Genomic DNA, 14,941 nt, shown 5'->3' on the forward strand with positions numbered 1-14,941 from the left:
TTAAATCGTGTCAGCGCAGGGCGTTTAATGGAAATTTCTGATATTTTGAATGTTCCCATTGCCTTTTTTTATGCCGATATCTTAACAAAACACCAGCCCCCATACCACCATGAAGAAATTGCATCAAGCACAGAGGAATACCTGCTTCTCAAAAGATTTAGAGTTCTAACAACGGTAAAAAAGAAAGCCTTTTTACAGCTGATCTCTGATGAGAATGCAAGCTAACATCACACGGATAGCGTGCGCTATTCATAAGCATTCATACGTATTTTAAAAAGCAACCTCCATTGTAAGCATTTTTTCATTTTATGGGGATAAGCCATTGATATAATAGAAGATAAGCATCTTTACATACGATAACCCCTCATCATTATTATTTTTAACAGGACTGTATTATTTTTAACAGAACTGTTTTAAACAGTCTGTCTCTCGTCGACATTTATGCTACTTTTTTAACTTACCCAACCCTACCTTGAACCAAGACGAAAAACTGAGAGATAAAAAGTAATATAGAAATGAAATTCTTATACGGCTTGTAATGATGAAAAAAAAATGTGAAAATTCTGATCGGTAATGAGGAGAAAACACCATGATCAAGAGAAGCGTGAAGCTGCTCATCTTAGGCGTGATTGGGCTTGCAAGTTCTGCTGTAAGTTCAGCGGGAAACACTGAAGAAATCTCAAATTCTGAAAGCTCTTTCAATACGATTCAAGAAGCTTCAAACACTCAAGAACCCTTTCAGCCCTTAAAAGCTGGAGACTATGATCAAGCCTATGACTATTACATCCAAGGTTATTATTTAAAAGCTTTTCGTGAAGCACTCCGACGTGCTGAAAAAAATGATCCTTTTGCACAAACTCTTCTTGCCCGAATTTATATGGAAGGATGTGCTGTTCCTATTGACGGTGCGCGTGCTGCTCTATGGTTTGAACGCGCTGCAAAACAGGGGGAACCCCAAGCACAACTACGCTATGGACTTATGTTGTTTGATGGTAACTTTATAAAACAAAATCAAGGACTTGGTGCGCAATTCATTCAAAAAGCTGTCAAAGCAGGCGTCAAGGAAGCCTATTTTTATTATGGACAACTGCTTCTTTATAAAGCCTCACAGGAAAAACAAGCTCTCCCTGGTGTTTCTTCCCAAAGTCGTGAAAATGAAGCAATAGAGCAAGCCTTAAAATGGTACTTAAAAGGTGCTGCTCTTGGCGATGCTGAAGCGGCTTTTTCTGCTGCAAAAATTCTTTCCTTAGGCACGTTAAAGCGACCAAAAGATGATCGCAATGCCCGCAAGCTCATGGAGGTAGCGGCTCAAAACAACCACTTAAAAGCTCAACTTCATTTAGCACAATGGCTTGTACAGGGGCGTGGAGGAGAAACAGATTTTCAGCGTGCTTTTCATTTACTTCAAAGAAATGCTATCAACATGGTAGCACCAGCACAGATTTCCCTTGCAAGGCTTTATCGAGATGGCACAGGAACAAAAGGCGATATAATAATGGCAGCGGCATGGTATATGCTCGCAAAGGAGGCAAAAATGCAAGCTCCTGATCTTGAAATAATGCTCCAAGGCATGGATAAGGCACAACTAGAAAAAGCGCACAAAGAAGCAATAAAGCTCCTTCCTGTTTTTTAAAATACTCCTCTCTGCATCAAAAAGATAAAATTTATAGAAATTCCGGGAGATTTTGCTCTGTCCAGGGGCGATAAGCACTAAAAGCAAAAAGGCTGATTTGAGTTCAGTATTTTCAAGCTCCCGGAATACCAATGCGAGGACGCTCGCAACCGGAGGGGGCTTTAAAATGCGAGCCAAAAATCTTGATAACGACATTTTCATTGGTAAAGAAAACGCACTGGTATCATTTGCTTAAGCAAACAATATCCAATAAGCAAAAGAGCTAGGCTATCCCGAAAATTCCGCAAGCTCTATTTTTTCATTCTTTTTGCTTGGATGAAAAACACGCCGACTCTCAGTAAAAAGCTATTTTTTATTGCCAAGCCTCCGAAATTACTTTACATATTGAAAAGTGTCTTGGTCGCATACGCAACGACCAATAGGGATCTAAAAACCCGAAAACTCAAACATGAATTGACCCCGCTTTGCGGGTATCCCGGGATTCCGGGAGATTTTGCTATGTCCAAGTGCTTTCAGCACTAAAAGCAAAATGCTGATTTGAGTTCAGTGTTTTTAGACTCCCGGAATACCAACGCGAGGGCGCTCGCAACCGGCGGGGGCTTTAAAATGCGAGCCAAAAATCTTGATAACGACATTTTCATTGGTAAAAAAATTCGTTTGAGACGAAAAATGCTAAAAATGTCTCAAAAAACATTAGGTCAACATTTAGGTGTTACTTTCCAACAAATCCAGAAATATGAAAACGGCTTAAATCGTGTCAGCGCAGGGCGTTTAAAAGAAATTGCCGATATCTTAAATGTTCCACTTGTCTTTTTCTATGCGGACACCTCAGCAAAACAACAGCCCCTATACCCTCATGATGAAATCGCATCAAGTACAGAAGAATACCTACTGCTCAAAAGATTTAGAGTTCTAACCTCGATAAAACAAAGAGCCATTTTACAATTACTCTCTGATCAAAATGAAAGCTTTTAACATCATAATATAAGGCGCTACACTCTCTGTTCTTGACTTGCCTCCCATCCCTCAAAGGATAGAAGCCCCTTCCCTATCCGGTTGGGAAACAATCCGTCTTCTCAGAACAGAACTCTTTTAGCTTCCCATTTTATGTATTTCATTTCACAAGATTATCCGGACAAGCTCCCCCTCAAATATTCACCACACACTCTCATAAAAACATCACATGTGCAAAGTTTTATGCCTTACAAACACCACACCTCAAACGATAGTATTAAAAAAAACAGAATAAACATTCATACGTATTTAAAAAAAGATAGCCCTTAAAAAGCAATGCTTGAAAATTTTTTTGGTCGATCTGGAATAACACTTAACACATCATTTTATAATGGTGATGGAGGACATGATCTTAACATGCAAACGCAAAAATTGCTTTTTTATCATAATCACTAAAAGCAGCTGTTTATTAAAATATACGCCACCAGAAGCACTTCAAGCAGCCTTTACAGCTGAAACCATTATTCATTGATTAATTAACCGATTGATTAGATACCGATATGTTGTTAATGTGCTATAAGTAAAGTTGCTCTTAATTTCTGGAAGAGGAGCTTCGCAAATAAAGAGCAACAATAAGTAAGGGGAATTAAAGATGTTAAAATATTTATTGCTGTCACCGGTTGTGTTGGTGGCTGGTTGCGCATCTGTAGGCAATTATTCATCAAATTATGTTGATCAAAGTCTTACAAAGCGTCAGGCACAATTAGTTGCTAACAAATTTATTAGCTATATCAAGAGACCTCTACCACCAGCTACAACCACATTTCTTATAAAGAAAAATAATACAGCAGACAACTTTACTCCTTTATTTATCAATCTGTTGCGACGGAATGGATATAATGTGATCTATACAGATCAACCTCAAAAGCAACAAAACATGGGTGTGAATTTGAGGTATAGAATAAAATTAAATAGTAGCACTATAGTGTCTCTTTTTCAGTATAGTGTGAACGGAGAACTACGTGCTCATATAAGTACTCAGCCCAAATGAACCCGCTATTTAATGTAAACATTCTCTATATTTTACACGTAAAGACTTAAAAGCTCTTGCGAAAGGCAAAGAGATTTTCACCTCAATAAAAAACCTCATTTTTAGCCAGAGTGGATAAATTTTATTATAGATTGTGACAATACAAAATAGTGTAAATTATAGCTTTGAGATTTAAGAAAAGAAGAATACTAAAAATAATGAAAATGCCCCACACCCTAGTGAATTGTTACGCGAAGATGTAAATGCAAAACTTGGACTATCTGTGATTGAAGCAGCTGAAGAGTTTTCTATATCCCGTGTAGCATTTTCTAGGGTTTTGGTAAAAATCCTTATAACGACATTTTCAGCGGCAAATTCATTGGCAAAAAAATTCGTTTGAGACGAAAAATGTTGAAGATGTCTCAAAAAACATTAGGTCAACATTTAGGTGTTACTTTCCAACAAATCCAGAAATATGAAAACGGCTTAAATCGTGTCAGCGCAGAGCGTTTAAAAGAAATAGCCGATATCCTAAATGCTCCACTTGTCTTTTTCTATGCTGATATCTTAACAAAACAACAGCCCCCGTACTCTCATGATGAAATCGCATCAAGTACAGAAAAATACCTGCTTTTAAAAAAATTTAGAGTCCTGACCTCGATAAAACAGAAAGCCTTTTTACAGCTGATCTCTGATAAGAATACAAACGAACACCCCGCGATAACACACACCACGCTCTATCCCATGAGACACTCATAATAAACTCCGTATTCACATATTCTTAATTAAAAACACCTCATGGTTTTAGGGAACTTATATCATTACCATCAATTATATCATTGCCATCAATGATGATATTTTACGACACAACGGGATAAATTTCCCCAAAAATTCTAAAAAATTTTTGTGCAAATTTTTAAAAAGCTTGCGTCTGAGCGCTTTTTATGGTCTTGCAAAGAGCTGAAAAGCAAAAATACATAAAGGTCCTTTTTTACTTAAGCTTTTCTCTTTGCAAAAAGCAGGAGAAAGCCCATAAAGAGCACACAGGACCATGAGAGAGTAGCAAGGTTAATCAAAGGGATTTTAGCCCGAAAATAACAAAAGAGCTTGACCGTTAAAGGCAGCAAAGAAAAGCGCCATAAAGACAACAAGAGAGTTCTTTTTGCAAGAATAGAATTGGATAGAAACGATGAAAATTAATGGCAATGAAATTCGCCCTGGTAATGTGATCGAACATCAAGGAAGTTTATGGGTTGCAGTTAAATGCAACGCTGTAAAACCAGGAAAAGGTGGTGCATTTAACCAAGTTGAAATGAAAAATTTGATTGATGGTACAAAACTTAATGAACGCTTTCGTGCTGCTGAGACGGTTGAACGCGTGCGCCTTGAACAAAAAGATTTCACATTTCTTTATCAACAAGGGGATGCTTTGGTCTTTATGGATTCAGAATCTTATGAACAACTTGAACTTCAAAAGGATTTTGTTGGTGAACGTGCTGCGTTTCTCCAAGATGGGATGACTGTCACAGTTGAACTTTATCAAGAAAAGCCTATTGGCATCTCACTTCCTGATCAAGTTGCTGTCACAATTGCGGAAGCCGATCCTGCCATCAAAGGACAAACGGTTACCTCCTCTTATAAACCCGCCATTCTTGAAAACGGGATTCGTATTCTTGTTCCCCCCTTTATGAATGCTGGTGAACGTATCATTGTAGACACCAATGAGTTGATTTATTTGCGTCGCGCAAATGAAAAAGATAAATAAAGGAATAAAAAATGGCCCATTCTGCAGTCATGAATGTCATGGTGCAAGCTGCAATGAAAGCAGGACGCTCGTTGGTACGTGATTACGGTGAAGTGCAAAATTTGCAAGTGTCTTTGAAAGGACCAGCAGATTATGTCAGCCAAGCAGATCGCAAAGCGGAAAAAATTATTTTCAATGAACTAAGCAAGGCGCGCCCCAAATTTGGTTTTCTGATGGAAGAGTCTGAAGAAATCATTGGAGAAGATTCACAACACCGTTTTATTGTTGACCCTTTAGATGGCACCACAAATTTTCTCCATGGCATTCCTTTTTTTGCTGTTTCCATTGCCTTAGAAAGCCAAGGAAAAATCGTTGGTGGTGTCATTTACAATCCCGTGAATGATGAACTCTTCACCGCAGAACGCGGGTGTGGTGCTTTTTTCAATGACCGCCGCTGTCGCGTTTCTGCTCGACGCAGACTAGAAGATTGTGTCATTGCCACAGGAATGCCTCATTTTGGTCGCCCAAATCATGGAACCTACCTTATTGAATTACGTAATGTGATGGCAGAGGTTGCCGGACTTCGCCGTTTTGGTGCTGCTGCTCTTGATTTAGCTTATGTGGCTGCTGGAAGAACCGATGGCTTTTGGGAAGATAACCTGCAAATTTGGGATATGGCTGCTGGAATATTGATGGTTCGTGAAGCCGGTGGTTTTGTCACCGATAAAGAAGGCGGCAACAATATATTTCGCAAAAAAAATATCATTGCCGGCAATGAACACATTCGCCTAAAATTAGAAAAAACCCTCAAAAAAGGCATTTAAGCCTAAAAAAATCCAGCAGATTACCTCAGCCAAGCAGATCGCAAAGCGGAAAAAATTATTTTAAATGAATTAAGCAAAGCGCACCCCAAATTTGGTTTTCTGATGGAAGAGTCAGAAGAAATCACTGGAGAAGATTCACAACACCGTTTTATTGTTGACCCTTTGAGATGGCACCACAAATTTTCTCCATGGCATTCCTTTTTTTTCTGTTTCCATTGCCTTAGAAAGCCAAGGGAAAATCGTTAGTGGTGTCATTTACAATCCCGTGAGTGATGAACTCTTCACCGCAGAACGTGGGTGTGGTGCTTTTTTCAATAACCGACGCTGTCGCGTTTCTGCACGTCACAGACTAGAAGATTGTGTCATTGCTACAAGCATGCCTCATTTTGGTCGACAAGGTCATGGAACCTATCTTATTGAATTACGTAATGTGATGGCAGAGGTTGCCAAACTTCGCCGTTTTGGTGCTGCTGCTCTCGAATTTAGCTTATGTCGCCGCAGAAAAAACCGATAGCTTTTGGGAAGATAATCTGCAAATTTGGGATATGGCTGCTAGAATATTGATGCTCGCAAAACCGGTGGTTTTGTCACCGATAAAGAAGGCGGCAGCGATATATTTCGCAAAAACACATCATTGCTTGCAATAAACACATTCGCATCAAACTATAAAAAAAACTTCAAAAAAGCATTTAATTCTTACAGTTTTTTACAAAACCCTTAGAACCTTAAACAAACACATGAAGAAAGAGTTTTTAATTTTCTTTACAGAAAACGATAGGAAATAACTGATTAGATAGTGACAAAAAACATCACCACAAACAAAAAATGTACTTGCTATAAGCCCCCACAAAAGCAATCCCCAATAGCTTACCTTATTGACGTTTCTGTTATTCAAATTCCCCTGCAAACAAGCTGCAAAAGGCAATAAACACAAATCCCATCATAACCAAACGCCCCAAAAAGCAATTATCGCACCCAAAACAAGAACACAGCCCATTTACTCCTCAATATATGCTCTTTACAGTGCGCTATCCATTGATCGAAAAACTCTCCTCTCTCATAAAAGCTGCCGCATATGCTTAAGAGTTTTCACTCTTTTCCACCACTACATAATAGCAGAAATTTCAGAAAAACCACTGATTCAGTGGGCTGTTCTCTACCCCTTTATTCAACCGTTTTACAAATAGTTTATCAAATGCCGACGACATTTATAATAATGAAAATCTTTGTTTTCCAAAATTGCTTTCTGCATTTCACTTGCAAGCTGCTCTTTATCTTTTTCAACAGCCTCTTTCAGCGCCTTTACCTTCTCATTACCGAAGATAATTTTTAATTTTTCTTTTAACTTTTTTTCCTCAACAAGCTTCTCCCAAAAGATCAATCGGTTATCACATTTCTCATTTGCTGCTTTTATCCATTCTCTGGCTCCTAATTTGTAAGCTTCTTCAAATGTTGGATTCCCCTCAGCTATGGAAAGATTTTTTGCTCTATTTGTGTCATTCTCTTTACAAGTATTGATTACATCTCTAACTGTGACAGAATGGCAACCATTATCAAAGGCAACATAGCCTTTTTTCACTGTTTTAATAAGCTTCTTATAGTAAATGAAAGTTTCTCTTGCCGCCTTATAATCACTGGAAAAATCACACAACAACAACAACACTTTCTTTTTACAATATAATAATAAAATACACTCACCAGACCAAGATTCCGAAAGCTTTAGCATTTCCTCTATCTCTTCGTGTTCTGTACTTATAGATATGTTGTCCCACAAAGTATCTGTAAATTTTTTCTTTTTATCCTCCCCTGTAGAGTTGTTTTCCTTTTGGTGCTGTTTGCATTCAGCTGTAATCATATCATCAAGAACATATAACCACCAATGAAGTAATAACATCGTAGGTTGACTCCGTTTTTTGTTCGTAAGAGGATCTACAAACTTTTGCAGAGTTATTCCATTCTTTCTCATTAATCGCACTGCTTTTACAAAAAATTTCCTAAAATACGAGGTATCCAAGAGACTACATATTTTTTTGTAATGTTCATAAGTAAGTTTTTTTTCGAGTGCTTGTTTGTACAATAAACGCACTTCGTGCTCCCCTCGAACACAAATATCCTTTACAAATGGAAGCCGATCTCCACTGAATTTCATATCTTCCCTAGGATTTTTTATCCCCAGTACGTCTCTTTCCCATAGCCTTACTCCCTCATCCCATTGTTTCAACCATTCCTGCGATACTTTTTGAGTTTTTTTAACAAGCCTTTGTTCCCCTTGTGCAATAATATCTTTATGTCCAGCGCATTCTTGCTTTTTTTGCTCAAGTTGTTCAGTCAATTGAAGACACTTCTGTTCCCATTGTGCAATAATATCTTGATGACCAGCGCAATCTTGCTCTTTTCGCTCAAGTTGGTCAGTCAATTGAAGACACTTCTGTTCCCATTGTGCAATAATATCTTGATGTCCAGCGCAATCTTGCTCTTTTCGCTCAAGTTGGTCAGTCAATTGAAGACACTTCTGTTCCCATTGTGCAATAATATCTTGATGTCCAGCGCAATCTTGCTCTTTTCGCTCAAGTTGGTCAGTCAATTGAAGACACTTCTGTTCCCATTGTGCAATAATATCTTGATGTCCAGCGCAATCTTGCTCTTTTCGCTCAAGTTGGTCAGTCAATTGAAGACACTTCTGTTCCCATTGTGCAATAATATCTTGATGTCCAGCGCAATCTTGCTCTTTTCGCTCAAGTTGGTCAGTCAATTGAAGACACTTCTGTTCCCATTGTGCAATAATATCTTGATGTCCAGCGCAATCTTGCTCTTTTCGCTCAAGTTGGTCAGTCAATTGAAGACACTTCTGTTCCCATTGTGCAATAATATCTTGATGTCCAGCGCAATCTTGCTCTTTTCGCTCAAGTTGGTCAGTCAATTGAAGACACTTCTGTTCCCATTGTGCAATAATATCTTGATGTCCAGCGCAATCTTGCTCTTTTCGCTCAAGTTGGTCAGTCAATTGAAGACACTTCTGTTCCCATTGTGCAATAATATCTTGATGTCCAGCGCAATCTTGCTCTTTTCGCTCAAGTTGGTCAGTCAATTGAAGACACTTCTGTTCCCATTGTGCAATAATATCTTGATGTCCAGCGCAATCTTGCTCTTTTCGCTCAAGTTGGTCAGTCAATTGAAGACACTTCTGTTCCCATTGTGCAATAATATCTTGATATCCAGCGCACTCTTGCGCTTTTTGCTCAAGTTGATCAGTCAATTGAAGACACTTATATGCCCCTTGTGCAATAATATCTTGATATCCAACGCACTCTTGCTTTTTTTTCTCAAGTTGTTCAGTCAATTGAAGACATTTCTGTTCCCCTTGAGCAATAATATCTTGATATCCAGCACACTCTTGCTCTTTTTGCTCAAGTTGTTTAGTTAAATGCTTGTTCTGATAAATTGCCAATGCAAGCATTAAGCTTCCCCCACAACACACTATCATTGCCAAACCGAACAAAAAATCCACTGAGTATCCCGAATACCACGACTTCCCCATCCATATGATGCAGAAAATCATAACGCCGCATCTTACACTCCCACATTTTTTCCCCCATTTCCAAATGACCTTAATTATAGCTATTATGAAAGCTATTGCCAATTTTATGTCTTCTTCCATTCTTGCTCTCTTTTATTCCCACCAATATTTAACGCAGCTCTTTTATCGATCCCTCGATATTGTATCATTGTGTGTACATCTGATTTGAAAATCACTACATATTATATTTTAATAAAAACAATACACAAAATATAGATGTTTTTATTGGTAAAATAAAACAATTTGTATTTAATAATGCTGTTTTAATGATTTATGTACTTTAAAGAAAAGCCTTATAAGCCCTCAAAATGCATGATCCATGAAATATTGATTTTCAAAGTAATAAAAACCTTAACTCAACCAAACAGCAAAACAAACTGCGTGCTTTGTTCGCACTGTTTTATAACATCAATAAAAAGCGCCTCTGCCTATTTAGCAGTTCTTCTTTAAGTAGCCCAGCACCATCATACTCTTATGCCAGCGCCCCCCGTTGTGATAGCCCTTGAAACTTGAGACGATTCATAAAGAGGACTTATTCTTTCTAAAGTGTTTTATTCACGCGAGCTCTCTCTGCTTGCCACATACAAGAGACATGGTTTTGATTGATTTAATATAACTACATTTGGCATGAGAAAATCCTATGTTTTTCATGATCTTTCATGAAAAACAATGAATTATCCTTATAAATCAACGTGACAGTGCTGTTATGAAGAGAACTCCTTGCTCATCTTAATAGTCCATAGCGATTTAACTGGGTATTATTTTATATTCTGTACACAGAAGTGTCTTTATAAAAATACTTCATCTCAGGCAAAAAAAGAACAGCCCGTTAAAAAAGAAAAACACCTCAATGCTTGCCTTTCTTTTTTCCATGAGAGTTTCAAATTGATAAGCCTGTCTGAAAAGAGTGCTGTTTATGCCCTTAAAAATACTGCTCTTGTATCAAGATCACTTACTCAGATGAAAATTGCAGTTGAGCCAAATGCGCATAAACATTATTTTTTATAATGAGTTGTGTGTTCCTTCTTCCACAAGGGCACCTTTATCCATCACAAGAATGCGATCTGCTTTTAAAATTGTTGCCAAACGATGTGCAATGACTAGGATTTAGGATTTTGCATCAATCCTTCTAAGGTATCTTGCACTAACTTTTCACTGTTTGCATCTAAAGAAAATGTTGCTTCATCAAGCAGCAACATTTTGATTTATAATAATAATTCATTATTTTATAGGTTGAATGAGAATCCCGAATACCGTAAGATTCTCTCATTTCAAACCTGTTCCATGGTGAACCAATCAAAACCATGTCTTTTGTACGTACCAAGCGGAGAGAGCCCGCGTGAATAAAAAACTATTAAGAAAGAACTTAAAATGCCTATAATAAATTATCTCAAGTGCCAAGGGCTGTAGCAACATCCACGAGTTAGCAAATATAATGACGGTGCCGGCTTGCAACAAGAGGGGTGCATTTCTTAAAATCGCCAGTGCAATACCAATGCGTTGTTTTTGCCCCCCAGAAAGCATGGTACCACGTTCTTCTACTTGCGTATCCAAGCCATCTGGTAAAGCTTGAATAAATTCAAATACATTGGCAGCTTTAGAAGCGGCAAAAATTTCCTCTCCATGGGTATGTTCAGTTCCAAAAAAAGAAGAAAAGTTTGCAATTATTTTATTTCAAGTCTTTATACTCTAGGGAAGAAAGGATTTATGCATATATTCAAAATGATTTTTTAATTTAAAAAACGCAACCACAATGATTTATAAGTGTTTAAGACCCATCTGTTTATGTCGGATGCGTTTTTGAATTAATATTTAAAGTGCACTCTTTGATAGGATAAAAATCCATCCATTTGCAATCGATTTGTTTAAAACCTTTGTACCCCATAAAAGGAGGCTTTTACATGCCAATATTACCAAAACGATTTTTGAATTTAGAAAGACGACCACCACGATCTACGAGTGTTTGGGAGCCACCTGTCCATGCCGGATGCGTTCTTGGATCAATATCTAGATTAAGAGTATCGCCTTCTTTTCCCCAAGTAGAGCGCGTCGTATATTGGGTTCCATCCGTCATAACAACGGTAATTTTATGATAGTTGGGGTGAATATTCGCTTTCATGCGTCAAACCTTTTGCGTTTATAGAATGAAATAGCACTTGCTTGTTTTTTTAAGTGCACTTCCTTTGTCTTTTTGATACATTGATTTAAAGTATTTATTCCTATAACTGAGCACGCATCAAAAAACAAGTGTTCAAGATACATCATTGTATCAAGTGTTACAAATCCAATACAGTGAGCAAAATTTTATGACATTACGTTCTCGTTCAGAAAAATCGACAAAGTCTTCCCCTAAAAAATCTTCATTCTCTTCGCTTGCAATTTTTGTTCCCTATATTTTGCGCTATCGTTGGTTGTTTATCTTTGCTTTTCTAGCATTATCTGTTGCTGCTCTTGTCACATTAGCTTTGCCTGTGGCTATCCGCCAAATGTTTGATCATGGGTTTTCTACTTCAAGCCATGGACATATCAATTTTTACTTTGGAATTTTGTTTATCTTAGCCTTGTTTCTCGCATTTGCTTCAGCAGCCCGTTATTACTGTGTTATCACCTTGGGAGAACGGATTGTTGCCGATTTACGGCGTGATGTGTTTGTTCATATTATGAAACTTTCTCCTGCTTTTTTTGATCGATCACATTCAGGAGAGATTGTTTCAAGGCTTCTAACAGATACCACACAAATAAAATTAGCTGTGGGCTCCACCGCCTCTACCGCTTTGCGTCAGCTGATTATCGTGATTGGAGCCGTCGTGATGATGGTGATCACCAATGCTAAATTGTCTTTGTTGGTTTTAGCAGCTATTCCTGTTGTGGCCATTCCCTTGGTAGTCTTTGGACGTAAAGTTCGCTCTCGTACCCGCGCGGCGCAAGATCGTCTCGCAGATGCCAATGCTGTTGCTACAGAGCAGGTAAGTGCTATTCGCACTGTGCAAGCTTTTACCGCTGAAAAACTCGTTACAATACGTTTTTCACAATTGATAGAACGTGCTTTTCAAACAGCACGTGCTTCTGTAATCTTGCGCTCCTTTTTTACGGGGTTTGCAATTTTTTTGGTTTTTAGCAGTGTGGTTGCTGTTTTATGGATTGGATCGCGCGATGTTTTGAATGGAACGATGACAGGAGGGACATTAGGGCAATTTGTTCTTTATGCGGTTTTTGGAGCTTCTACTTTTGCGCAATTATCGGAACTTGGGGCAGAATTAATCCAAGCAGCAGGTGCTGCTGAGCGGCTTGCCGAATTGTTACAAGAACAACCTACTATTGTAGCACCTAAAAATCCTTTATCATTGGCGCAACCTATTCGAGGTGAACTTGTTTTTGATCAAGTTGATTTTACCTATCCTTCTAGACCACAAGAGAAGGTTTTACGCTCACTTTCCTTTTCTGTAAAAGCAGGCGAAACGGTTGCTTTTGTTGGGGCTTCCGGAGCAGGAAAAAGCAGCATTTTTTCTTTGATCCTTCGTTTTTATGATCCGACAAATGGAACAATTCGGTTGGATGGCACAGAAATTAATCGCCTTTCTTTACAAGATTTACGCAGTGCAATTTCCTATGTTCCACAAGATGTTGCTATTTTTGATGGAACATTGCGTGATAATATTATTTTTGGAACTGAAAATACCCATGAAGAAGAAATCCTTGCTGCTGCTAAAGCGGCTAATGCACTTGAATTTATTCAAGCTTTACCAGATGGCTTGGATACGCAAGTAGGAGAACGCGGTACCATGCTTTCTGGGGGACAAAAACAACGCATTGGTATTGCGCGGGCAATTTTAAGAAATGCACCCCTGTTGCTGCTTGATGAAGCAACATCGGCTTTAGATGCAAACAGTGAAAAGTTGGTGCAAGACGCCTTAGAAGGGTTGATGCAAAACCGCACAACCTTGGTCATTGCACATCGTTTGGCAACAATTTTAAAAGCAGATCGCATTCTTGTGATGGATAAAGGCGCCCTTGTGGAAGAAGGAACCCATGCCGAACTTGTGGCAAAAAATGGCGTTTATGCTTACCTCGCAAAACTCCAATTTTCACCCGAATAAGTAATCTTGATACAAGAGCAATATCTTTAAGGGCATAAACAGCACTTTTTTCAGACAGGCTTATCAATTTAAATCTCTCATGGAAAAAAGAAAAGCAAGCATTGAGATGTTTTTCTTTTTTCTGCGCAAGATGGAGTATTTTTATAAAGACACTTCTGTGTACAGAATATAAAATGATACCAAGTTAATCGCTATGGGCTATTAAGATGTGCAAGGAGTTCTCTTCATAACAGCACTGTCACGTTGATTTATAAGGATAATTCATTGTTTTCCATGAAAGATCATGAATACCATAGGATTTTCTCATGTCAAACCCTCATAGTGAGTCAAACAAAATCTCTTGGCTTGCTCATCACAAGCAGAGTTGGTGTGTGGAGTAAAACGGTACAAGAAAGAGGTAAAATACCTCCCTTGCCCCTTTACGTTCTAAGGGCTGTCAAAACATTGGGGCGCTGACAAAAGAGTATACGCTGGCAAAAAGTATAATAGGTGCTCGCTTGCTGAAACCCTTATGCGGCTCACTTGATAGGCTCTAGGGACACAAGCACTACCCTAAAGACTGACCACACTCTTTAAAAAAACTGAATATGAAAATTTTTTCATGCCCTCTCTCACCGCTCTAAACAATAGTGTTTACCGAAAATCATGACAAATTGTAATTCACAAATACGCTTCTCTATTGCAAGAATATCCTTTTATTCTCTTTCAAAAACACGAACACTTTTTGAATATTGTTTGCAGATTCATATTATTGAAAAAGAGCAAAGACTTTTTTAGCACTTTTGGGCTTCTTATAACTTTGTGAGAGCACATGAGCAACAGCTTTTATAATAAACCGGCTTTTGGCAAAATCGTAAAATTTTATCAAATTTATTGTTTGTAAATATCACCACGACCACTGTTCTACTCTTGCAGACACGCAACCTCAGAACAACGTTCTCTTTACTCACAAATCGTCTCTCCAGCTCTCTCTTCCAGTCATAGCCCATAAAATAAGGATAGAGTACTTCGATTGAACACCATCTTCACACCCCCTCCAAGCCCCATATATTTTACAGCCCTCAACTTTATAGCACCCCCTG

The 14,941-nt window shown here is 38.3% G+C and carries 11 protein-coding genes and 3 pseudogenes; 9 read left to right on the forward strand and 5 right to left on the reverse strand.

All coding sequences use genetic code 11. The annotated features are described in order from the left end of the window. The 8 genes and pseudogenes from ACFIMS_RS00280 to ACFIMS_RS00315 form a co-directional block, all read left to right on the forward strand. Positions 1 to 225, forward strand: a pseudogene (locus tag ACFIMS_RS00280) (transcriptional regulator); the annotation flags it as partial. 364 nt (positions 226 to 589) lie between these two features. After that, positions 590 to 1,633 (forward strand): tetratricopeptide repeat protein, encoded by a 1,044-nt coding sequence (locus ACFIMS_RS00285; RefSeq protein ID WP_375696257.1) that lies wholly within the window; start codon positions 590 to 592, stop codon positions 1,631 to 1,633. Positions 1,634 to 2,239: 606 nt separating this feature from the next. Then, the gene (locus ACFIMS_RS00290; RefSeq protein WP_375696258.1) at positions 2,240 to 2,608 is read left to right on the forward strand and encodes a helix-turn-helix domain-containing protein; all 369 of its coding nucleotides are present in this window, start codon (positions 2,240 to 2,242) and stop codon (positions 2,606 to 2,608) included. Positions 2,609 to 3,239: 631 nt separating this feature from the next. Next, entirely contained in the window at positions 3,240 to 3,638 is a 399-nt protein-coding gene (locus ACFIMS_RS00295) for a hypothetical protein (RefSeq protein WP_375610286.1), read from the forward strand. Positions 3,639 to 3,977: 339 nt separating this feature from the next. Next, positions 3,978 to 4,376 (forward strand): helix-turn-helix domain-containing protein, encoded by a 399-nt coding sequence (locus ACFIMS_RS00300; RefSeq protein WP_375611779.1) that lies wholly within the window; start codon positions 3,978 to 3,980, stop codon positions 4,374 to 4,376. A gap of 430 nt (positions 4,377 to 4,806) precedes the next feature. Next, positions 4,807 to 5,382: an elongation factor P gene (gene efp, locus ACFIMS_RS00305; RefSeq protein ID WP_015856958.1), complete on the forward strand. Its 576-nt coding sequence runs from the start codon at positions 4,807 to 4,809 to the stop codon at positions 5,380 to 5,382. A gap of 11 nt (positions 5,383 to 5,393) precedes the next feature. Further along, positions 5,394 to 6,185 (forward strand): inositol monophosphatase family protein, encoded by a 792-nt coding sequence (locus ACFIMS_RS00310; RefSeq protein WP_375620999.1) that lies wholly within the window; start codon positions 5,394 to 5,396, stop codon positions 6,183 to 6,185. A gap of 6 nt (positions 6,186 to 6,191) precedes the next feature. Then, positions 6,192 to 6,851: pseudogene (locus tag ACFIMS_RS00315) on the forward strand (inositol monophosphatase family protein); the annotation flags it as partial. Positions 6,852 to 7,362: 511 nt separating this feature from the next. Here ACFIMS_RS00315 and ACFIMS_RS00320 read toward each other — a convergent pair. The 5 genes and pseudogenes from ACFIMS_RS00320 to rpmE form a co-directional block, all read right to left on the reverse strand. After that, complete coding sequence (locus tag ACFIMS_RS00320) at positions 7,363 to 9,642, reverse strand: hypothetical protein (protein WP_375696259.1); 2,280 nt, start codon at positions 9,640 to 9,642, stop codon at positions 7,363 to 7,365. Beyond that, positions 9,602 to 9,769, reverse strand: coding sequence for a hypothetical protein (locus tag ACFIMS_RS00325; protein ID WP_273790483.1), 168 nt, complete (start codon positions 9,767 to 9,769; stop codon positions 9,602 to 9,604). The genes ACFIMS_RS00320 and ACFIMS_RS00325 overlap by 41 nt, the downstream gene beginning before the upstream one ends. 945 nt (positions 9,770 to 10,714) lie before the next feature. Beyond that, positions 10,715 to 10,961: pseudogene (locus ACFIMS_RS00330) on the reverse strand (ABC transporter); the annotation flags it as partial. 97 nt (positions 10,962 to 11,058) lie between these two features. Continuing rightward, positions 11,059 to 11,430, reverse strand: coding sequence for an ATP-binding cassette domain-containing protein (locus ACFIMS_RS00335; RefSeq protein WP_375668301.1), 372 nt, complete (start codon positions 11,428 to 11,430; stop codon positions 11,059 to 11,061). Positions 11,431 to 11,659: 229 nt separating this feature from the next. After that, positions 11,660 to 11,881 (reverse strand): 50S ribosomal protein L31, encoded by a 222-nt coding sequence (gene rpmE / locus ACFIMS_RS00340; protein WP_005774581.1) that lies wholly within the window; start codon positions 11,879 to 11,881, stop codon positions 11,660 to 11,662. A gap of 187 nt (positions 11,882 to 12,068) precedes the next feature. Here rpmE and ACFIMS_RS00345 point away from each other — a divergent pair, with 187 nt between their 5' ends. Next, on the forward strand, positions 12,069 to 13,859 hold the full coding sequence (locus ACFIMS_RS00345) for an ABC transporter transmembrane domain-containing protein (RefSeq protein ID WP_375696260.1): 1,791 nt from the start codon (positions 12,069 to 12,071) through the stop codon (positions 13,857 to 13,859). Positions 13,860 to 14,941: the final 1,082 nt, after the last annotated feature.

Origin of the sequence: Bartonella sp. AP331QHHD (assembly GCF_042195905.1) — a bacterium.
Taxonomy (GTDB): domain Bacteria; phylum Pseudomonadota; class Alphaproteobacteria; order Rhizobiales; family Rhizobiaceae; genus Bartonella.

Coding starts and splice junctions, on each gene's coding strand:
- ACFIMS_RS00285 (WP_375696257.1), top strand. CDS start 590: ATGATCAAGAGAAGCGTGAAGCTGCTCATCTTAGGCGTGATTGGGCTT.
- ACFIMS_RS00290 (WP_375696258.1), top strand. CDS start 2,240: ATGCGAGCCAAAAATCTTGATAACGACATTTTCATTGGTAAAAAAATT.
- ACFIMS_RS00295 (WP_375610286.1), top strand. CDS start 3,240: ATGTTAAAATATTTATTGCTGTCACCGGTTGTGTTGGTGGCTGGTTGC.
- efp (WP_015856958.1), top strand. CDS start 4,807: ATGAAAATTAATGGCAATGAAATTCGCCCTGGTAATGTGATCGAACAT.
- ACFIMS_RS00310 (WP_375620999.1), top strand. CDS start 5,394: ATGGCCCATTCTGCAGTCATGAATGTCATGGTGCAAGCTGCAATGAAA.
- ACFIMS_RS00320 (WP_375696259.1), bottom strand. CDS start 9,642: ATGCTTGCATTGGCAATTTATCAGAACAAGCATTTAACTAAACAACTT.
- ACFIMS_RS00325 (WP_273790483.1), bottom strand. CDS start 9,769: ATGTGGGAGTGTAAGATGCGGCGTTATGATTTTCTGCATCATATGGAT.
- rpmE (WP_005774581.1), bottom strand. CDS start 11,881: ATGAAAGCGAATATTCACCCCAACTATCATAAAATTACCGTTGTTATG.
- ACFIMS_RS00345 (WP_375696260.1), top strand. CDS start 12,069: ATGACATTACGTTCTCGTTCAGAAAAATCGACAAAGTCTTCCCCTAAA.